At 36.6% G+C, this 19936-nt stretch carries 19 protein-coding genes; 14 read left to right on the plus strand and 5 right to left on the minus strand.

What is annotated here, in order from left to right:
* Positions 1 to 20 precede the first annotated feature (20 nt).
* Positions 21 to 434 carry a malonate transporter subunit MadL gene (gene madL / locus F952_RS09890; protein ID WP_004926792.1) on the plus strand — a complete coding sequence of 138 codons (414 nt, stop codon included), beginning with the start codon at positions 21 to 23 and terminating at the stop codon, positions 432 to 434.
* Entirely contained in the window at positions 427 to 1194 is a 768-nt protein-coding gene (madM, locus tag F952_RS09895; protein WP_004926794.1) for a malonate transporter subunit MadM, read from the plus strand. The genes madL and madM overlap by 8 nt, the downstream gene beginning before the upstream one ends.
* Positions 1195 to 1234: 40 nt before the next feature.
* Here the strand turns inward: madM and F952_RS09900 are convergent, their stop codons facing one another.
* A complete protein-coding gene (locus tag F952_RS09900) occupies positions 1235 to 2155 on the minus strand; it encodes a LysR family transcriptional regulator (RefSeq protein ID WP_004926797.1) in 921 nt (306 codons plus the stop codon).
* Between the two features lie 37 nt (positions 2156 to 2192).
* Positions 2193 to 3101 carry a serine O-acetyltransferase EpsC gene (gene epsC, locus F952_RS09905; RefSeq protein WP_004926800.1) on the minus strand — a complete coding sequence of 303 codons (909 nt, stop codon included), beginning with the start codon at positions 3099 to 3101 and terminating at the stop codon, positions 2193 to 2195.
* Between the two features lie 216 nt (positions 3102 to 3317).
* Here epsC and F952_RS09910 point away from each other — a divergent pair, with 216 nt between their 5' ends.
* From F952_RS09910 to F952_RS09945, 8 genes are all read left to right on the plus strand, one after another.
* Positions 3318 to 5492: a TonB-dependent siderophore receptor gene (locus F952_RS09910; protein WP_004926802.1), complete on the plus strand. Its 2175-nt coding sequence runs from the start codon at positions 3318 to 3320 to the stop codon at positions 5490 to 5492.
* 472 nt (positions 5493 to 5964) lie between these two features.
* Entirely contained in the window at positions 5965 to 7251 is a 1287-nt protein-coding gene (gene urtA, locus F952_RS09915; protein ID WP_004926806.1) for an urea ABC transporter substrate-binding protein, read from the plus strand.
* Positions 7252 to 7335: 84 nt separating this feature from the next.
* Positions 7336 to 8979: an urea ABC transporter permease subunit UrtB gene (gene urtB / locus F952_RS09920; RefSeq protein ID WP_026056873.1), complete on the plus strand. Its 1644-nt coding sequence runs from the start codon at positions 7336 to 7338 to the stop codon at positions 8977 to 8979.
* A 6-nt stretch (positions 8980 to 8985) separates the two neighbouring features.
* Positions 8986 to 10056: an urea ABC transporter permease subunit UrtC gene (urtC, locus tag F952_RS09925; RefSeq protein ID WP_004926812.1), complete on the plus strand. Its 1071-nt coding sequence runs from the start codon at positions 8986 to 8988 to the stop codon at positions 10054 to 10056.
* Positions 10057 to 10884, plus strand: coding sequence for an urea ABC transporter ATP-binding protein UrtD (gene urtD / locus F952_RS09930; RefSeq protein ID WP_004926815.1), 828 nt, complete (start codon positions 10057 to 10059; stop codon positions 10882 to 10884).
* Positions 10885 to 10893: 9 nt separating this feature from the next.
* Positions 10894 to 11592: an urea ABC transporter ATP-binding subunit UrtE gene (gene urtE, locus F952_RS09935; RefSeq protein WP_004926818.1), complete on the plus strand. Its 699-nt coding sequence runs from the start codon at positions 10894 to 10896 to the stop codon at positions 11590 to 11592.
* Between the two features lie 315 nt (positions 11593 to 11907).
* Positions 11908 to 12090, plus strand: a complete 183-nt coding sequence (locus tag F952_RS09940) for a hypothetical protein (RefSeq protein WP_004926820.1) — start codon at positions 11908 to 11910, stop codon at positions 12088 to 12090.
* 30 nt (positions 12091 to 12120) lie between these two features.
* Entirely contained in the window at positions 12121 to 12444 is a 324-nt protein-coding gene (locus F952_RS09945) for a hypothetical protein (protein WP_004926824.1), read from the plus strand.
* A gap of 172 nt (positions 12445 to 12616) precedes the next feature.
* On the opposite strand, the gene F952_RS09950 is transcribed toward F952_RS09945, so the two are convergent.
* A complete protein-coding gene (locus tag F952_RS09950) occupies positions 12617 to 13054 on the minus strand; it encodes an META domain-containing protein (protein ID WP_004926825.1) in 438 nt (145 codons plus the stop codon).
* A gap of 448 nt (positions 13055 to 13502) precedes the next feature.
* On the opposite strand from F952_RS09950, the gene F952_RS09955 reads away from it, so the two are divergent.
* Entirely contained in the window at positions 13503 to 14702 is a 1200-nt protein-coding gene (locus tag F952_RS09955; RefSeq protein WP_004926829.1) for an MFS transporter, read from the plus strand.
* A gap of 65 nt (positions 14703 to 14767) precedes the next feature.
* Here F952_RS09955 and otsA read toward each other — a convergent pair whose 3' ends face one another.
* Positions 14768 to 16204 (minus strand): alpha,alpha-trehalose-phosphate synthase (UDP-forming), encoded by a 1437-nt coding sequence (otsA, locus tag F952_RS09960; RefSeq protein ID WP_004926833.1) that lies wholly within the window; start codon positions 16202 to 16204, stop codon positions 14768 to 14770.
* Entirely contained in the window at positions 16197 to 17051 is an 855-nt protein-coding gene (otsB, locus tag F952_RS09965) for a trehalose-phosphatase (protein WP_004926836.1), read from the minus strand. Before otsB ends, otsA begins: the two co-directional genes overlap by 8 nt.
* 385 nt (positions 17052 to 17436) lie before the next feature.
* Between otsB and F952_RS09970 the strand changes: the two genes are divergently transcribed.
* From F952_RS09970 to F952_RS09980, 3 genes are all read left to right on the plus strand, one after another.
* Positions 17437 to 17910 carry a pyridoxamine 5'-phosphate oxidase family protein gene (locus F952_RS09970; RefSeq protein WP_004926840.1) on the plus strand — a complete coding sequence of 158 codons (474 nt, stop codon included), beginning with the start codon at positions 17437 to 17439 and terminating at the stop codon, positions 17908 to 17910.
* Positions 17911 to 18408: 498 nt separating this feature from the next.
* Positions 18409 to 18924, plus strand: coding sequence for a sigma-70 family RNA polymerase sigma factor (locus tag F952_RS09975; RefSeq protein ID WP_004926843.1), 516 nt, complete (start codon positions 18409 to 18411; stop codon positions 18922 to 18924).
* Positions 18918 to 19859 carry a FecR family protein gene (locus F952_RS09980; protein ID WP_004926847.1) on the plus strand — a complete coding sequence of 314 codons (942 nt, stop codon included), beginning with the start codon at positions 18918 to 18920 and terminating at the stop codon, positions 19857 to 19859. The genes F952_RS09975 and F952_RS09980 overlap by 7 nt, the downstream gene beginning before the upstream one ends.
* Positions 19860 to 19936 lie beyond the last annotated feature (77 nt).

Below are 19936 nucleotides of genomic sequence, written 5' to 3' on the forward strand. Positions count from 1 at the left end.
AAGGATAGAGGAAATTTGACATGATTATCTATGGAGTAGGTTTACTGGCACTTTGCACTTTAGTGGGTGTAATTATTGGTGATGCGCTTGGAGTATTACTCGGAGTTCCTTCCAATGTTGGCGGGGTGGGTATTGCAATGATATTACTTATTTTCATTCGTTTATCGCTTGAAAAGCGTGGTCTATTGCATGTTGAAACTGAAAAAGGTGTTGTTTTCTGGGGAATGATGTATATCCCTGTAGTCGTAGCAATGGCTGCTCAGCAAAATGTTGTTTCAGCTATTACCAGTGGACATATGGCTGTTTTGGCTGCGATCTGTACTGTTGTGGTATGTACTTTAACCATTGCTGGATTGAGTCGCTATAAGAAAGGTACACCATTACCAAAAGAAGAAATAACAATGACTGGCATTGGAGAAAAAGCTCATGGTTGAGATGCTATTAAAAGATTTAACTCATTTAGGTTTAATTACAGCATTTGCTTTAATTGCACTTATCATGTGGCTATCGACAAAATTATCTAAATATTTGACTCGAGGGCGAGTACATGCTTCAGCTATCGCAATTATTATTGGACTTATTTTGGCTTGGGTAGGTGGAACTTATACAGGTGGACAAAAGGGCATTACAGATATTGCACTTTTTTCAGGTATAGGATTAATGGGTGGTGCAATGCTACGCGACTTTACCATTGTAGCTACAGCCTTTGAGGTACAAGCAACTGAGGCGAAAAAAGCAGGGTTTATTGGCGCATTTTCTTTACTACTTGGAACAATTTTACCGTTTATTGTTGGATGTATTTTTGCATGGATATTTGGTTACCGTGATGCTGTGAGTATTACTACCATTGGTGCAGGTGCAGTAACTTATATTGTTGGGCCAGTTACTGGTGCTGCCATTGGTGCCAGCTCAGATGTTATGGCTTTATCCATTGCTACAGGACTTGTAAAAGCCATATGTGTAATGGTTTCTACGCCTATGACAGCCAAGTTTATGGGGTTGGATAATCCTCGATCTGCGATGATTTTTGGTGGGCTTGCAGGTACTGTAAGTGGTGTTTCTGCTGGATTAGCTGCTACGGATCGACGTTTAGTACCTTATGGTGCTTTAACTGCAACATTCCATACAGGTTTAGGCTGCTTAATGGGGCCAACTGTATTATTTTTTGCAGTGAAAGCATTGATTGGTGCTTAATTTTCACTCATGGGCAGCGGGCTAAATCTGCTGCCCAAATTTATATTGCAATATATTGCTTGGCAAACATTCGACATTCTGCGACTAATGCCAGTAAATTAGGATCTCTTTCCTTACTTTTCAAAAAAACCAGACCGATTTCCTGTTTGATTTGATAGGACCCTTGTAACGGAATTAGTTTGACCGAACTTTCATAAATGGTCGAGATACGTCCAGGCAACAGTGCCAAACCAACTCCAGTACTCACCATACTCACTAAAGTGAAAATATCACTCACCTGAAGAAAGACTTTAGGGTCTATTCCTGCTTTCTCAAACACTAGGTCACTGTCGTTACGAGTCGCAAAACCTTTAGAGAGTGTTAAAAAAGTTTCATCCTTAAGTGTGCTTAAATCAATTTCATCTAAGCTAGCAAGGGGCGAATGTTTGTTAACCGCAAGATAAATATTATCTTCAAACATAGGTAGACTCTCAAAATCTGGATCCCGAGTGGTCTCATTGAGTGCCACAATAATCGCATCCAATTCTGTCGATTTTAATTTTTTAACCAGATCCAGATTTGAACTTAACAATAACTGAATATCTAGTTCACCGCGTCTGAGCTTTAAGCGACTGATCACATTCGGAATCGTATTGACAGTTAGTGAATATAATGAACCTAAATGCAATACTTTGGCAGCAAAACCTGCTGCCTCTCTGGTTTTATTGATAGTCACCACAATATCTTGAACAAGTTTATGCGAATGTTCCTGTAATACATAAGCACTTTTAAGCGGAATTAAGTTGCGGCCTTCATGCTTAAATAGTGGACAGCGTAGGGCACTTTCCAATGAGTGTAGTGCTTTATGAACACTGACATTACTAATTTCCATTTCGGAAGCAGTTTTGGAAAGATTTCCATTACGCATAAAGGCCAAAAAAATCTGGAGTTTTTTTAAGGTTAATTCTTCATCAATTTCCATTTAAAAATCATCCCTGATTATTTATTTATCCAGATTACTAGCCAATATTTTTACAGGTTTCAGAGGGAGATTGTAAAATCTGACTACCAGCAGGCACGGTATGGGTCAGCCAGACATTTCCCCCAATGGTTGATCCTTTACCAATGATGATACGGCCTAAAATAGTCGCACCTGCGTAAATCACCACGTCATCTTCAACAATAGGATGACGAGCATAATCTTTTTTCAAACCACCTTGATCATCTGTTTCAAAACGTTTTGCCCCAAGAGTCACTGCTTGATAAATTCTGACTCGTTCACCAATAATGCAGGTTTCACCAATCACCACACCAGTTCCATGGTCAATAAAGAAGCCTTTACCAATTTTGGCTCCAGGATGAATATCGATTCCTGTTTCTGAGTGTGCAAGCTCAGAAATGATTCTAGAGACCAGTGGAACATGTGGATAAAGTTGATGTGACAAACGATGATATATAATTGCGAGTAAGCCAGGATAGCAAATCAGGACTTCATCGACACTATGTGCAGCAGGATCACCTTCATAGGCTGCAATAACATCTTCATCAAGTAGACGACGAATTTGAGGTAAAGCATCTGCAAATTCGTGTACGATTTGCTTGGCATATGCATCAAGGTCAGGATGTGAACTTTCTGGATGAAGTTTGGCTTCATAATTTAATGCCATTCGAGTTTGAATGAGAAGTTCATTTAAAACCCGGTCGAGCGTATAAGCAATATAATAGTTTTCGGTTTGTTGTCGTAATTCTGATGGGCCAAGCCGCATTGGAAACAAAATACCACACAGGTCATCAATAATGGATTTTAAGATTTCTTTCGACGGTAATTCGCGATCACCCATTTCTTTGGTTCGATGCTGACTTTCTCGCCAATCATGACGTGCTTTTTGCAAGCCATCAACAACTGACTGGATGTTCCATTGTGTCATTTGACTATCCTGATATATCAATACATGAGAAATATTTAATAAGATTCTATTTTTTAAATCAATTTCAGTTTTTTTTCAATTTAAGACCTGTGTAAAAACCATGAATTTTAGGATTACTTTAAATGATTCTCATGATCCAACCTTTTGTCCTATATAATTCCCCAAATTTTTAATTCACATTATTTATTGGGTTATTCTGGCTTGGGGCTGCTGTATATGAAATTAAATATGTTCTGTACTACTCGTCTTTATCGATGTGTTCAATTGATTCTGGGTACAGGAGTAACGACATTTGCTGTCGTAGCTCATGCGACGGAACAACAAACGCAACAATTGAGTACAATCACGCTCGAAGCTGAACATGTTGATAGCCTATACAATAGAAAAAATGCCAATCTTGATGGTTTTGGGGTTCAAGATATTGCCAAAATTCCAGCTTCGATTTCGGTCATTAGTACCGAACGAATTGCAGACCAGCAAGCCAAAGTTCTGACCGATGTCATTAAAAATGATGCTTCACTCGGTGATGGTTATGCTGCAATAGGCTATTACCCGAATTTTATGTCACGTGGCTTTGGACTTGCTCTCGGTTCAAGTTATTTGATGAATGGCTTTGTGATTCGTGGTGAACAAAACGTTGCTTTAGAAAATAAAGATCGAGTCGAAATTTTAAAGGGAATTTCTGCTATTCAAAGTGGTATGTCTACACCCGGTGGTGTGGTGAACTATGTCACCAAGCGTCCAGAAGACATACATGCTGTAAGTATGGGAGTCAATAGTGAGGGGGGAGCATCTATTGGGCTAGATATGGGAGGCTTTGCTGGATCAGATCAAAGGCTGGGTTATCGGGTAAATCTGGCGCAGGAACAAATACACCCTTATGTCGAACATGCAAATGGAAAACGATTATTTGGATCGGTTGCGCTTGATCTACAATTAGATGAAAAATCACAAATTCAGTTTGATATAGAGTCGCAACGTCAGAAGCAACGTTCAGTGCCAGGATATCAACTATTGGATGGCACAACTGTACCGACAGATGTGACATGGGATCGGCTTTTAGGCTATCAAAGCTGGAGTAAGCCAGTCACCAACACCTCGCTAAACAGCAGTTTAAAATATAATTATCAAATTAATTCTGACTGGAAAGCAAGTTTGGGGGCTGCCTATAGTCACGTTAAAATAGATGATTACATTGCATTTCCATACGGATCATATAAAGGTTTAAAGCCTATTGAAAATACTTTTGACGAAAATGGTAATTACGACATTTATGATTATCGAAATCCTGATGATATCCGTATAACCACACAGTTTAAATCGACTCTAGTAGGACAACTGCAAACAGGTGAGTTAGTTCATCACCTTAATTTTGAACTTGCAAAAACTCTTAAATCCCAAAAACGTTATGTTGAAGTAAATATACCTATAGGGACAGGCAATATTGATCAGGAAACCAATGATTTTGATCCTGCTGCCGAAGATTTGGGCAATCGCTATAAGCCTCTAGAAAGCGATCAGGTTTCTTTTGCCTTGTCCGATCGTATAGAATTTAATCCCCAATGGTCGACCTTACTGGGTGGCAAGTGGATTCACTTGAATGAAAGAGCGTACGATGCCGAAAGTATAGAAAACCGCCACACTCAAATCGATAAGTTTTTGCCTCAGCTCGCGCTAATGTATAGCCCATTTGAAAGCACCAACGTTTACGTTTCTTATGCTAAAGGTTTAGCGGATGGAGCAACAGCGCCGTGGTATACCTCTAATTCAAATGAAGTACTGGCACCAGTAAATTCAACACAATATGAAATTGGGGTAAAGCAACAATATAAAAATGCTTTATTTACTTTGGCTTTGTTTGATCTCAAACAGGATAATCAATACGTCAGACCCAATGATGATGGAACATCAACTTTTGTTTCAGGTGGAAAACAACACAATCAAGGCATTGAACTGAATGTGCAAGGACGTATCACGCCCCATCTAGATCTTATTTCAAGCCTGGCATTGATCAAATCACAGTGGGAAGATAGCGGTGTTGATATTTATGAAAATCATCAAACTCAAAATGTGCCAAAACTTCGCTTTGCAACACATGCATCCTATCAAGTTGCTCAAATAGAAGGATTACGCATACTTGGTGGCATGCAATACAGCGCAAGTAAATATGCCAACAAAGAAGGGACTGTAAAAGTTGCTGGTTATTGGGTATTTGATCTTGGCGCTGCTTATCGCTTTAACCTATATGGCTATGACACGACCATGCGATTAAGCGTAGATAATTTATTCAATAAAAAATACTGGCGTGATGTTGGCGGTTTCATGGGAGACGATTACTTATTCTTAGGAGCACCGCGAACTGCACAATTCTCTATAAATTTTAAATTTTAAAGCTAAATTGATAAGGCATTGGAGGATTGATCAAAACAATGCCTTATTTATTTAAAAACATTTTGGTGCATGTATGTGAAAAATGTTTCATTTTGGTGTCTTTTTAAGCATCTTGTAAGTTTGTAATTAAGTAAAAATATTTATTTCCATTACCCAAATATTCTAAATTTAGCGTCAATACGTCAATTGACGTACAGACATTTTTTATTTAAATAAATATATTTTAAAATGGGATTAATTATAATTTTCATTTTAAAAAAAATATTTTATTATTATTTTTAATTAATTATTAAAAAAATTATAAAATATTAAGTATATGTTTTTTAAAAAATTTAAATATAAAAATTAATATTATAAAGTTTTTTTATATTAATCTTATTATTAAAAAAATAATATGGCATAAATTTTGAATAATACTAAAAAGTAATTGGTTTTATTGTGTGTAATCAACAGGATTAGTTGGAGAAAAATCATGTTTCAACAAAAAATGATGTCAATTTCATTATGTGTAGCTGCAATCATGGGAAGTGCAGGCCTTGTGGGGTGTTCTAAATCTTCCGACAAACCAGCAGAGCAAGCTAAAGCTGCTTCAGCTCCTGTCGCCCAAAGTGGAGATACAATTAAAGTCGGAATTTTGCATTCACTTTCAGGAACGATGGCCATTTCTGAAACATCGTTAAAAGATACTGCATTAATGACGATTAATGAGATTAACGCGAAAGGCGGTGTCTTAGGCAAAAAGCTTGAACCTGTGATTGTAGATCCTGCTTCAGATTGGCCACTTTTTGCTGAAAAAGCACGTCAGCTCATCACACAAGATAAAGTGGCTGTGATTTTTGGATGCTGGACATCCGTTTCGCGTAAATCTGTACTGCCTGTGGTTGAAGAATTAAACGGTTTGTTGTTTTATCCAGTACAGTATGAAGGCCAGGAACAATCCAAAAATATTTTCTATACGGGTGCTGCACCAAACCAGCAAGCGATTCCTGCTGTCGAGTATTTAATGAGTGACGAAGGAGGTAAAGCTCAACGCTTTGTATTACTGGGAACAGATTATGTTTATCCACGCACCACCAACAAAATCTTACGCGCTTTCTTGAAATCTAAAGGCGTAGCCGATGCCGACATCATGGAAGAATATACGCCATTTGGACATAATAATTATCAGACCATTGTGGCAAACATTAAAAAATTCTCGGCTGGTAAAAAAACCGCAGTAATCTCGACTATTAATGGTGATTCGAACGTTCCGTTCTATCGTGAACTGGGCAATCAGGGCATTAAAGCATCCGATATTCCAGTGATGGCATTTTCGGTAGGCGAAGAAGAGTTACGTGGTATTGATACCAAACCACTGGTTGGACATTTGGCAGCATGGAATTATTTTATGTCAGTCAAAAATCCTAAAAATACTGATTTCATTAATAAATTTAAGCAATATGCGGTCGAGTACAAATTACCAAATGCCAATAAGGTTGTGACCAACGATCCGATGGAAGCGACCTATGTCGGCATCAATATGTGGAAGCAAGCTGTTGAGAAAGCAGGTAGCACCGATGTTGATAAAGTGCGTACTGCGATGGCAGGTCAAACCTTCGCTGCACCGTCTGGTTACACCCTGAAAATGGATGATACCAATCATCACTTACATAAACCCGTCATGATTGGTCAGATTCGTGCTGATGGTCAATTTGATGTGGTTTACAAAACACCAAATACCATTCGTGCGGAGCCTTGGAGTCCTTACATTCCAAAATAATGAATGAATCTCACCCATTTCAAACGGAATGGGTGATTCCCCATATTTTGATGAAAATATTCAACTGATTAAGGTTCCAATATGATGATCAAAGATTATCGGATCTGGGTGGTGTTGTGTTTAGTACTACAATTAGGGTGCATTTCTGCGTGGGCAGCAGAAGAAACCCATCCTGTAGCTGATAATACACCTGCCATTCATAGCCTACAGCAAGAAGATGCGATTCAACAGTTTGTAAAATCTGATTTTAATACTCGTCGAATGATGCTCAATCAATGGCCTGCAAGTATTGAAATACTTGATAAACTTGTGACTTATATTGATGAAAATGAGTTATATACAGATAGCGCAGGACATACCTATCTATTAAAAAATGATGAGACTTTACTGAGTTATCCAGATGAAAAAATTATAAAAGACTGGCCCGCAGATTTATCACAAGTCACTTTAGTCAATACATTGCGTAAAGCCTTAACTTTTGGTCAAGCAAAAGCCAAGCTGAACTCTGAAGATGCGACCCAACGATTACGTGCAGTCGATATTTTAGAAAATAATATTTCTGAGCTAGATACTCAATTTATCCGACAGCTTTACTTAAAAGAAACCAATAACACAGTAAAAGCACGTCTTGCACAGCTTAAAGCACGACTCGATTTTGATAGTTCTGATATTTTAGTCAAAATCGATGCTGTAAAAGTGTTATCGGAATCGAATCGTCCTGATGTACTTGCGTTAATGGAACAAGAATTACAACAACCACAATTAAACCCAGAGCTTAAAGCAACCTTACTTGATGCAAAAAATAAAATCAAAACACGCATACAAATCAGTGAGTGGTCTGGTCATGTCTTTTCAGGGTTAAGTACAGCCAGTATTTTGCTGCTAGCAGCACTTGGACTTGCAATTACTTATGGGTTATTAGGCGTAATTAATATGGCGCATGGTGAGCTGATTATGATTGGTGCCTATACCACATATGTCGTGCAAAGCCTGTTTAAAGCTCATCTTGCTCACTGGGTAGATTGGTATTTGCTGATTGCCATTCCAGCCGCATTTATCGTGAGTGCACTCATTGGCATGCTGATCGAACGCACGATTATACGGCCGCTGTATGGTCGTCAATTAGAAACGTTACTTGCAACTTTTGGTGTAAGTCTAATTTTGATGCAAGCCGTACGTATGGTTTTTGGTGCTCAAAACGTGGAAGTATCAAATATCACATGGTTAAGCGGCGGTATAGCACTGACGCCAAGCCTTATGCTGCCTTATAACCGTATTGCGATTATCGTGTTTACAGTCACTATTTTGCTGCTATTGGTATTTTTACTCAATAAAACACGTTTTGGTTTATTCATTCGCGCCGTTACCCAAAATCGTCAAATGGCAAGAGCGGTTGGAATTCGTTCGGCACGTATCGATATGATGGCTTTTGGTCTGGGATCAGGCCTTGCTGGACTGGCAGGCTGTGCTTTGGCGCAAGTGGGTAATGTTGGGCCAGATCTAGGTCAAAACTATATTATCGATGCTTTTCTGGTGGTGGTCGTGGGTGGTGTAGGTCAAGTCTGGGGTGCTGTATTGGCAGCATTGGGTTTGGGCGTAAGTGGAACAATTCTAGAAATTGGTTTAGGTGCAGTATTGGCCAAAATTATTCTGTTGGTTCTTGTGATTTTGTTTATTCAAAAACGTCCACAAGGTTTATTTGCAATCAAAGGCCGTTTTGTGGAGTAAATAACAATGAAGATCGCCACTTTGTTTTCTGATAAACCCTATAGTGCTGTACTCATAGCGCTATGTTTTCTGGTTGTTATGATTTTGCCATGGCTACATCTGGTTCCATCAGATTCACCATTTTATCTGTCTGCCTACTGGGTTACTTTGATTGGCAAAATTATGTGTCTGGCACTGGTTGCTTTATCGCTTGATCTAGTTTGGGGCTACGCTGGCATATTGAGTTTAGGGCATGGTCTTTATTTTGCCTTAGGTGGATATGCCTTTGGGATGTATCTGATGCGACAATCTGCAGGTGATGGCTTGCCAGACTTTATGCGGTTTTTAAGCTGGAATGAGCTACCTTGGTTTTGGGTGGGTACAGAGCACTTTATTTGGGCCGTCCTCTTGGTTGTTTTAGTACCAGGTGTTATTGCTTTTATTTTCGGATTCTTTGCATTTAGATCAAAAATTAAGGGCGTTTATTTTTCAATTATTACGCAGGCCATGACTTTTGCTGCTGCATTATTATTTTTTAGAAACGAAACAGGATTTGGTGGCAATAACGGATTTACGGGATTTAAAACCATTCTGGGATTTGACATTACGTCTTCAATGACCCGAGCAGTTTTATGTTTTGTGACAGCATTGATATTAATGCTGTGCTTTATCGGATTACGTATCTTGATGAATCAGCCTTATGGCAGAGTACTTGGCGCAATCCGTGATAGTGAAAATAGATTGCAGTATCTTGGCTATCGTACGCTTTGGTACAAGCTTTCTGCATGGGTACTGTCAGCGGTTATTGCTGGAATCGCAGGCGCTTTGTATGTACCGCAGGCTGGCATTATCAATCCAAGTGAAATGAATCCCGTGAATTCTATTGAAATGGCGGTTTGGGTAGCAGCAGGAGGACGAGGTACCTTGATCGGCCCGATTCTTGGCGCTGGTTTAATTAACGGACTTAAAACCTATTTTACGGTCGCAGCACCAGAGTTCTGGTTAATTATTTTGGGTGCATTGTTTATTGTGGTGACACTGTTCTTACCGAAAGGTGTAATTGGTCTGTTTGATCGCTTTAAAAAGGAGAAAAATTAAATGAGCGAACATGTTGCAAATATACATCAGCATGGTGGTCAATTTGGTGAAGGCTATGGCAGAGCAAAGTCGGAAGGTGCAGATTTTAGTCATGGGGTTGCATTGTATCTAGAGAAAGTGAGTGTCTGGTTTGATTCCTTCCGTGCACTCAATGATTTGTCTTTATACATACAAGAAGGCGAGTTACGTTGCATCATTGGGCCAAATGGTGCGGGCAAAACCACGCTGATGGATGTGATTACAGGAAAGACACGCCCGACAGAAGGCACAGCCTTTTTTGGACAAAACTATAATTTGGCGAAGATGACCACAGAGCAAATCGCAGAATCTGGAATTGGCCGAAAATTTCAAAAACCGACTGTGTTTGAAAATTTTACAGTGATGGAAAATCTGTTGCTGGCTGCACCAAAGGATAAAAGTGTCAAAAAAAGCCTGTTTAACCGACTGGCACCAGAAATTAAAATGGCTTTACAGCAGACACTTGAGCAAATTCGTTTGACTGAATTTGTAAAAAAACCAGCAGGCTTACTTTCACACGGTCAGAAACAATGGCTTGAAATTGGTATGTTGCTGATGCAACAGCCCAAATTAATTTTACTAGACGAACCTGTAGCAGGTATGACGGATGCAGAGACCGAACGTACGGCAGAGCTTTGCCTCGAACTTAAAAAAAATCACACCCTAGTGGTGGTAGAGCACGATATGAGTTTTATCGACACAATTAGTGAAAAAGTGACTGTGTTGGCTCAAGGTGCAATATTGGCAGAAGGTACGCTCGCTGAAGTACAAGCTAACGAAGATGTTATTGAAAAATATTTGGGCCGTTAGGAAAAACATATGCTAGAAATAAAGCAGATTAATCAGTTTTATGGTGGTAGCCATATTTTACGTGATGTTTCCTTAAGTGCATCAATCGGTAAATGTAGCGTTATTTTGGGTAGAAACGGCGTTGGTAAAACCACCTTGCTAAAATGCCTCATGGGAATTTTGCCCATTAAATCAGGAGAAATCCTGTTGGATGGTCAGAACATTTCTAAAATGTCGCCTGAACAGCGTGTACGTGCTGGTTTGGCATACGTACCACAAGGTCGAGATATTTTTTCAACATTAACTGTAGAAGAAAATATTTTAATTGGTATGGCAAAATTCTCAGGTTCTAAAGCCAAAAAAGTACCTGAAGAACTTTATGAAATTTTTCCAGTGTTGGACGAAATGAAGCATCGACGAGGCGGAGATTTGTCGGGTGGACAACAACAACAACTCGCTATTGCGCGTGCTTTAGCATCTAAACCTCGTATTTTGATACTTGATGAACCTACAGAAGGTATTCAACCTTCAATTATTAAAGATATTGGAAAAGTAATTAAAAAACTTACTGCTCAAGGTGATATGGGCATTATTCTGGTTGAGCAGTTTTACGATTTTGCAGAGGAACTTGCAGATACTTACGCCGTTATGTCGCGTGGTCAAGTTATTGCTCAGGGAGTCGGAGATGAAATGCCAGAAAAAGGGATTAAAGAACTCGTAGCTATTTAAAAAGTCTCAGAACGAGAAATTAGAAATAATACATTTCAATTATTTTAATAATTCAAATGAAAACTGCCATTTCTTAATGGCAGTTTTTTTGAATAAAAATAAATATTTATTAATATTTCTAAACAATCTGTAAAACTATAAAAATACTGCAACTTTAGTCACAAATTTACACATTAATATGCTGGACATTACATTGCTTAGTTAAATGTTAGCTTAATTTGAGAACTTTGTTCGTAAAATACAATGCTGTAATCTATTGTTTTTTATTTATTAAAATCATAAATTTATCAAATAAAAATCTTACTGGATGTAGAGATGAACGAAGTAGTTGGAATGATATTTTTTTATTTTGTTGTGGTTTTAGGGGGCTGGGTACTGGCAACAGGCGTCATTCATTCGGACTTTTTATTAATGGTAATTAGTTTCATTTTATTTTTCTGTGCTTTCTTAATTAAGCTAGAGTTTAAATTGAATATTATATTTTGGAAAAATTCTTAATTGTAATGTGACGAGAAAGGAGGGCATTTTATGGCGCTCGATTATCAAATCTCACAGGCATATAACATTGTGAGCCAAGAGCATTATCAAGACAATATTCGAAATATACATCGTTTTATTGAGGAATTAGAAATAAGCCGTGCCAGTTCTCTATTTGGTAATCTGGTGATGAAATCTATTGGAGAATATATCTGTATTCATTCACCTTGCAATAGTCATGAACTATTGATTGATTTGAAAGAAGCCCCCGATTTCTTTTATCAAGAAAAGTTTTTACGTTGGGCAGTTGAAACGTGTGTATTTATTCATCACTCTTTTGAAATCGATTTACCGGCCAAGAAGATCTTGGGCTAAGTCTCAGTGGGCTTAACCTGATCTCATAATATTTTATCTGAGTTATTATATAGATTACTAAGATGAAATATAAAGAATAGTGTTTTTGTCATTTAATAAATAACAAAATGATCTGAAATTAAATGATTCAAATAGTAGAGCTCTCAATCACTATGATTGAGAGCTTTTCAGATTATTTACTTTTAAGTTCAACCAAAACCTTGCCATCATTATTTAAAAGTTTTAGCGTTTTTTCTGAAACTTTATAATTGGTGACCTGTTCCAAGGCTTGCGTAAATTTCTCTGGCGTATCAGTTGCATTCAAACATGCCATTTGTGTTTTTGCCAATTGCGTAAGAGCAATTTGAGTGCCTTTAACTGTATAACCCCCCATGATTCGGTTACAACCATCAGAGCCGCTTAATGCACTGTTATTAAACATTAAAGATGCAATATTCACTGTTTGCGCTGGGTTAACTTTGTATTCTACGCCGTTAATTTCAGTCACTAACCAGTTTTTGTTCTGTAGCATTGTCAAGTTTCGATCTGTAGAAGGGTTGGTCATGGTTGCACAACCCGCAAGCGTTAAAGCAGATACAACACCAGTTGTCAAAATTAAGTTTTTAAACATATTTTTCTCCAATTTAATTTTATTGCTTTGTTCAAATTAAGCGTTGTTTATAGAGTAATAAAGCTTGAACACTAATTATAGGATGAAAATATCATTTAAATTCATAATATTACTGTTTAAGTACAATATTAGGATAATAAATCAGAAATGATACTAAACCCTATAACAACACTATTTTTTCTTAACAGAATCCATGGGAAATTACTTAATGAATATAATTTACTGAATATTGTTATTTTTCAATTTCTTAAATTTAATTGAATTAAGTGACTGATATTTATATTTATTTAATTTTTAATTGTAGGATGTTTTTTTTATAAAATTGTGTATAATTTAGCCAAAATAGCCCTCACCATCTTTAGCACATTCTAAAGATCCGGTGGGGGCTTTTGCATGGAATGCTTTTCTGGAATGGATAACATCAGATCTTATATTTGGTAGTACGCGTATGATCTTTTACTCCAGAGCAGTACGGGCTGACACTCAGGTTCAACTTGCTTCACAACGTCTTTCAACACGTCTCGCATTTTTCTCACTTGGTTTTGCTACTGCTGCTTGGGCACCACTTATTCCTTTTGCACAGCAACGTTTACATTTGAATCATGCGGATTTTGGCTTGTTACTTTTATGTACAGGGCTTGGTGCAATTCTGGCAATGCCAACGACTGGACTATTGATCTATCGTCTTGGATGCAAAACCTTAATCGCGTTTGCTTTAATACTATTGCTCACTTTGCTCCCAGTTTTAGCATTAGGAACAACTGCACTGACCATGGCGGTGATTCTATTTTTCTTTGGCACTGCAGCAGGAAGTTTAGGGGTTGCCGTTAATTTTCAAGCAGTCATTGTAGAAAAAAATTCGGAAAAACCAATGATGTCTGGTTTTCACGGTATGTGTAGTTTGGGTGGTTTAATAGGCGTCATGTCGGTTACTGCATTATTGGCATTCGGTGTAACTCCATTCGTGAGCATCATATCAATTAGTATGATTTTAGTGCTCATTGGCTTGTTAACTGTTCCGTACGCTTTGTCAGCTCATCAACAAAAAAATACATCGCAGGATGATAGTCATCAGAGTATTGATACAGCTAAAAAACGTCCCACTTTATTGGTAATTCTAATTGGTCTGATTTGCTTTATCAGCTTTTTATCTGAAGGCGCAGCGATGGACTGGAGTGGAATTTATCTGACGACTCAATACAGTATGAATGCTGCCTATGCAGGATTGGGCTATACCTTTTTTGCAATTGCAATGACCTCAGGTCGATTATTCGGTCAAAAAGCATTACATCTTTTGGGTGAGAATAAACTCATTAATAGTAGTGTAATCTGTGCATTTATTGGATTAGCCACTATTGTAGTCGCACCTCACTGGATCTTTGTATTAATCGGCTATGCACTGCTGGGATTGGGCTCAGCAAATATTGTTCCAATCATGTTTTCAAGGTTAGGTAAGCAGAGCACAATGCAAAAAGCAGCGGCCTTATCTTGCGTTTCTACAATGGCATATACAGGTTCACTCACAGGCCCAGCATTAGTTGGAGTGATTGGAGAGTATATTGGGTTAAGTCTTGTATTCACGGGTCTGGCAATTATGATTATCTCCATATTAATGCTCAATTATTTTAGTCAGTTACAAGTAAAATAATAGATATCTTTATATGAATAGCTTCATCGCTTATGAAAAATATGAGCGATGAAGCATAATAACAATTAGATTCTGGAAGAATAATTTGGATAAAACAATACAGTTGATAAACGATGATTATAGTCGAAGTTTTGAATGTATTGTGAGGAATTCAAGTCTTTCAGAAAATCATCTCGCCACTGATTAATATCATATTCTATAAGTTGTTTTATAAGTTTATGATAACGATATTGACGCTCCTCCAAAGACATATTTAACGCAAGCTTCAAGGCTTTAATCATTGCATCACGGTTCTTGGGATTAACGATTAGAGCATCTTGCATTTGTTCTGCCGCCCCTGCAAATTCAGATAAGATGAGTACGCCAGGGTTATCAGGATTTTGTGCAGCAATATATTCTTTAGCAACTAAATTCATACCATCTTTAAGTGAAGTAACCCAGCAGATATCCGCATTACGATAAAATTGCATAAGTTCGTGATGTGGTTTTGAATCATAATGACAAACAATTGGAAGCCAGTTATCTTGGGAAAATTCACTATTGATTAATTCTACTTTCAACTTAAACCGTTCAAATAGTCGCTTATATGTAGCAACTTCCAGACGGCAAGGTGAAGCTATTTGCACATGTTGAACTTTTTGATGAAACGCTGTGTTGCGATCTAAAAACTCGGCAAAGGCATTAAATCTTTCGAATAAACCTTTTGAATAATCGATTCGATCGACCCCAATAATTGTTTTGATAGCAGAGGGGTTTGTCAAATATTGATCTTGATCAGATAAATTTGAGAGTGTTTTTTGAATACCTTTAACATCAACACCAATTGGATAGTCTTGAATTTGCGTCACTCTTTGATTCAATGAAATCATATTGTTTTGAATTTTCTGAGCTTTTAAAAGTACACTACATACTGAAATACAGTTTTCCTGATCTTGAGCAGTTTGCAAACCTATTAAATTATAATGACATAGATCATCCATAAGCTGCTCTGCACAAGGAATCTTTCTCCATATTTCCAGTGAGGCAAAAGGAATATGAAGAAAGAATCCGATTTTATTTTGCATTCCCAGCTCACGACAATGGCGAGCAACACTTAGAAAATGATAATCCTGTACCCAGATTAGATCATCTGGTTGGGCAAATTCTGCAATTTTGGTGGCAAATAAACGGTTCACATCTTGATAAGTTTTGAATTCTTTAGGGTTATACTCGATCAGGTCTTCACGGTCATGCATTGCTGGCCATAATGTATTATTTGAAAAACCACAGTAATAATCCTGATACTGTTGCTGTGTCAGTGCACAGGTCATATAAGTAATTTTGGATTTGTATAAAATATCAAAATGCTGTTCAAATGGTTGTTCAATTTTTTTGCCATTCCAACCAACCCAAACACCACCAAGCTGACTTAACGCATCTTGCATGGCAACAGCTAATCCACCTGCTACACATTCAGTCTGAGGTAAACTCACACGATTGGATAAAATAATAAGTCTAGACATGTTGTTCTCCATATTTTTTAGTAATTTGAGTAGATGAATCTGGAAAATGATGAGAGAGCAAGTTTAAAAATTCTTCGACGTGCTCAATATTTTTCAATCTAAATCTGGCAACTGTTTTGCCAGATCCAACCTTAATACTTATTCCTTCAAGCTGATTAACCATGTTGAAGCCATCTTCATCGGTAATATCATCACCAATAAAAATACTAAGATAATGTTCTGCATCAAAATAAGATAATAGAGTTTTAATCGCACTTCCTTTATTTGAATTTTTTGGTATTAACTCGAAAACATATTTACCTTCGATAACCTTGAACTCATCATTATCCTTTTTGACTGTATTCATAATATGTTTAGCAATATCATAAAGATCAGGATTTTTACGATAATGTAAAGCAATAGAATGATGCTTATTTTCGATACTTAGATCGGGTTGGTATTTAATTTCTTCTTTCAGACGGCATAAAAAATTTTGAATAAATATTTGATTATTTTGATTTATAGCATTTAATTGAGTTTTTTCATTAATATGAATGTCTAACCCATGTAATGCTGCTATAGGCAGACTGACATCCGCTAATAATTTCTGAGCTGAATTATAATCGCGTCCAGTAATTACACTGACCAAGCAACCTTTGCTCTGAATATCTTGAATTGATTTTAATATTTTTTTCGATATAAAACATGCGAGAGGATCTATTTTAAAATCTGCGAGTGTACCGTCGATATCTAAAAATAAAGCAATTTTATAGGTATAAAAATCCAACTGATCCAACACATCTTGAATCTCATGAGTAGACTCTTCTTGTGATGAAAGATCATTTTTTTTAAGGATATTATTGTTCATTTTATTCACATTAGTTAATACTTATAAATTAACATGGATGAAAAATGATCAAAAATAAAGCAGAATTACTTAAACCTGTATACAAGTATGCTTTTACTTACGTAAATAAAAGGTCTGATACGATTACAAGATTTGTTACAGCTAAAATGCACACGTAAAATTTGCAGAATTTTTTATAAAATATTATATTTATCATAATCTTATAATAATTTTATTCAAATATCTCTAGCGAACTCAAAAAAAATTTAAATACATAAGTCTACTTATTTTACATGAATAGTTCATGATTCAGGTGAAAATTCAACAATTGAAACACGACATATGTTTTTTTCATGGTCACAAACTGTAATGGTAGTGATTCAAATAAATTTTAGAGAAAATTAAAATGTCAGACTATGCCAAAATTCATGATTTAATTAAAAATATAAGAATTGCGATGGTTACCTTCACTACACAAGAAGGACATTTGCATGCTGTACCCATGACAACACAAAATAAAGAATTTAATGGTCAAGTATGGTTTATTGCTTCTAAAAAATCAGAATTGGTACAAAACTTGCCACAAAATAATCAAGTGAATGTGGCCTATGCCACATCATCCAATGATTATGTTTCAATGCATGGCACTGGAGAATTAGTGAATGATCCAGCTTTACTTGATGAACTTTGGTCGCCAGCATACAACGCTTTTTTTGAAGGTGGAAAAGAAGATCCAGATGTTCAATTAATTCGCATTACAGCACATGGTGCTCAATATTGGGAAGGGGATGGAACGATTGTGACATTATTTAAACTCACCAAAGCTGCGATTTCAGGAGAAACTGAAAAGCTAGGTACATCGAATACAACAACTTTATAAGTTTAAAGATTTTTACTCCAGATGTTTAAGTGCTACACATTTTTTGGATGTGTAGCACTTGTATAGAATGATTCAGTTGTGTATTGATATTTTAACTCAAGCTCTATGTTGTAAATTCTGAGGTAATTTTAAAGTAAGTCATCTTGTTATAAAGCATAAACAAAATCTGGATTAAATTAGGTAAGCTGTAATAGCGGTTAAGGGCATTGAAAATTAACAACAATGAAATTTATGTATGTAATGGGACACGCAATCTGATGTTTGAAAATTATGTATAATCCATAAAAGAAAAATTTCAACATATTCTGCAATAATGCACTAATTATAAAAGATAAGAAAAATTTAGGACTCAAGAAGTGTCATGAGCAACTGGATAATCCCATAGTGGATATCAAAACTGATAAAGCAATTGTTCAGCAAATATCTTCGTAAAGCGTATTGATGCAAATCTAAAATAATATGATAATAATTATCATTTGTTTTGACTTGAGTCATGTTATGACTGTGTTATCTTCTCAGAACTTGGAGATGCTCTATCGGGAACATCATTCCTGGATATATACATGGCTCTATAGAAGGTTAGGTAATTCTGCTGATGCGGCTGATCTGGCTCAGGATACTTTTATACGTGTGATTACCAGAAAATCACTTCTGGAGATAGAACAACCTCGTGCATATTTAACCACCGTCGCAAAAAGTCTGATGTTGAACTGGTTCAATCGGAGAAATATAGAGCAGGCGTACTTGGAAGTACTTGCAAACCAACCAGAATTTGAACATCCTTCACCAGAACAACGTTATTTAATTGTGGAAACATTAATTGAAGTGATTCAATTATTGGATACTTTACCAGATCAAATTCGTGATGTTTTTCTGCATGCCCAACTTGAAAATATGAATTATCAACAGATCGCAGACCAGTTTAATCTTTCCTTAAGTACTGTAAAGCGTCATATTAAAAAGGCATATATACATTGTTTAACAGCGATGCTGGATACAGATTTTTCATGTTAAACCAGAATGAAAGACATCAAATATTAGAAGAAGCTGTAGAGTGGCTAATGCAAATGAAGCAAAAACCACTTAATGAGATTGAGCTCTTAGAATTTGAACAATGGAAAAATAGAAGCCAGTTACATCAAAGTATTTGGCAACAGGCCTATCAACTTGAAGAAAAATTCCAATCGCTTCCTTCTCATATCGCCATTCCGATTATACAAAAACAAAAATCTCATCCAGATATATGGTTGATGGTCTTAAGCTGTTTACCCTTATTGGGTTTATTGTATGTAATGAATCAACAACAACAGTGGACTGCCGATTATCGTAACGGTTTTCATGCACCTCAGACCGTCAAACTCCCTGATGGCGGTAAAATTATTCTAAATAGCAATACTGCAATTGATGTTAAATATACAGCCAAAAAGCGGGATATTATTTTACGTAAAGGCGAAATCTGGATTGAAACACAGCACGATGTAAAAAATAGACCATTTACAGTTTATACTCAGCAAGGCCAAGCTCAGGCTTTAGGGACAAAGTATCTGGTCAAAATAGACCAAAAAAGCTCACAAATTGCTGTGCTTAAAGGTGCCGTAAAAGTTCAACCAAAAACCAATAATCAATATGTCATTATTACGAAGGGACAAAAAATATCTATTAATCAATACAATCTACATTCTGTTGAATACTTTGATCATAGTGAAATTGGATGGACAAAAGGTTTGATTATGGTCAATGAAATACCATTATCTGAGTTTGTACAAAAGCTAAGGCCATATCAAAGCGCATTGATTTATCTAGATCCAGAAGTTTCAAACATTAAAATTTCGGGAACCTTTCCAATCGCAAATATGGCACAGCTTTATGAAATGCTTGAAAATACATATGCTATTGATGTAGATCGCTATGCAATGAACCACATCATTCGTATTCGTCAAAAAAAATAATTTAAATAACATGACACTTTTCTGTATTTGAACTGTCAATAAGTATGGAACATTTTTATTCTTACTATTGGTGGGGC

Origin of the sequence: Acinetobacter baylyi DSM 14961 = CIP 107474 (genome assembly GCF_000368685.1) — a bacterium.
Classification (GTDB): Bacteria; Pseudomonadota; Gammaproteobacteria; order Pseudomonadales; family Moraxellaceae; genus Acinetobacter; species Acinetobacter baylyi.

What these genes read in the sequence shown, in the direction of transcription:
- urtE (WP_004926818.1), top strand. Translation starts at nt 10,894, where the DNA reads ATGCTAGAAATAAAGCAGATTAATCAGTTTTATGGTGGTAGCCATATT.
- otsA (WP_004926833.1), bottom strand. Translation starts at nt 16,204, where the DNA reads ATGTCTAGACTTATTATTTTATCCAATCGTGTGAGTTTACCTCAGACT.
- urtD (WP_004926815.1), top strand. Translation starts at nt 10,057, where the DNA reads ATGAGCGAACATGTTGCAAATATACATCAGCATGGTGGTCAATTTGGT.
- F952_RS09955 (WP_004926829.1), top strand. Translation starts at nt 13,503, where the DNA reads ATGATCTTTTACTCCAGAGCAGTACGGGCTGACACTCAGGTTCAACTT.
- F952_RS09980 (WP_004926847.1), top strand. Translation starts at nt 18,918, where the DNA reads ATGTTAAACCAGAATGAAAGACATCAAATATTAGAAGAAGCTGTAGAG.
- madM (WP_004926794.1), top strand. Translation starts at nt 427, where the DNA reads ATGGTTGAGATGCTATTAAAAGATTTAACTCATTTAGGTTTAATTACA.
- F952_RS09975 (WP_004926843.1), top strand. Translation starts at nt 18,409, where the DNA reads ATGACTGTGTTATCTTCTCAGAACTTGGAGATGCTCTATCGGGAACAT.
- urtA (WP_004926806.1), top strand. Translation starts at nt 5,965, where the DNA reads ATGTTTCAACAAAAAATGATGTCAATTTCATTATGTGTAGCTGCAATC.
- F952_RS09950 (WP_004926825.1), bottom strand. Translation starts at nt 13,054, where the DNA reads ATGTTTAAAAACTTAATTTTGACAACTGGTGTTGTATCTGCTTTAACG.
- F952_RS09970 (WP_004926840.1), top strand. Translation starts at nt 17,437, where the DNA reads ATGTCAGACTATGCCAAAATTCATGATTTAATTAAAAATATAAGAATT.
- epsC (WP_004926800.1), bottom strand. Translation starts at nt 3,101, where the DNA reads ATGACACAATGGAACATCCAGTCAGTTGTTGATGGCTTGCAAAAAGCA.
- F952_RS09910 (WP_004926802.1), top strand. Translation starts at nt 3,318, where the DNA reads ATGAAATTAAATATGTTCTGTACTACTCGTCTTTATCGATGTGTTCAA.
- F952_RS09940 (WP_004926820.1), top strand. Translation starts at nt 11,908, where the DNA reads ATGAACGAAGTAGTTGGAATGATATTTTTTTATTTTGTTGTGGTTTTA.
- urtC (WP_004926812.1), top strand. Translation starts at nt 8,986, where the DNA reads ATGAAGATCGCCACTTTGTTTTCTGATAAACCCTATAGTGCTGTACTC.
- urtB (WP_026056873.1), top strand. Translation starts at nt 7,336, where the DNA reads ATGATCAAAGATTATCGGATCTGGGTGGTGTTGTGTTTAGTACTACAA.
- otsB (WP_004926836.1), bottom strand. Translation starts at nt 17,051, where the DNA reads ATGAACAATAATATCCTTAAAAAAAATGATCTTTCATCACAAGAAGAG.
- F952_RS09900 (WP_004926797.1), bottom strand. Translation starts at nt 2,155, where the DNA reads ATGGAAATTGATGAAGAATTAACCTTAAAAAAACTCCAGATTTTTTTG.
- F952_RS09945 (WP_004926824.1), top strand. Translation starts at nt 12,121, where the DNA reads ATGGCGCTCGATTATCAAATCTCACAGGCATATAACATTGTGAGCCAA.
- madL (WP_004926792.1), top strand. Translation starts at nt 21, where the DNA reads ATGATTATCTATGGAGTAGGTTTACTGGCACTTTGCACTTTAGTGGGT.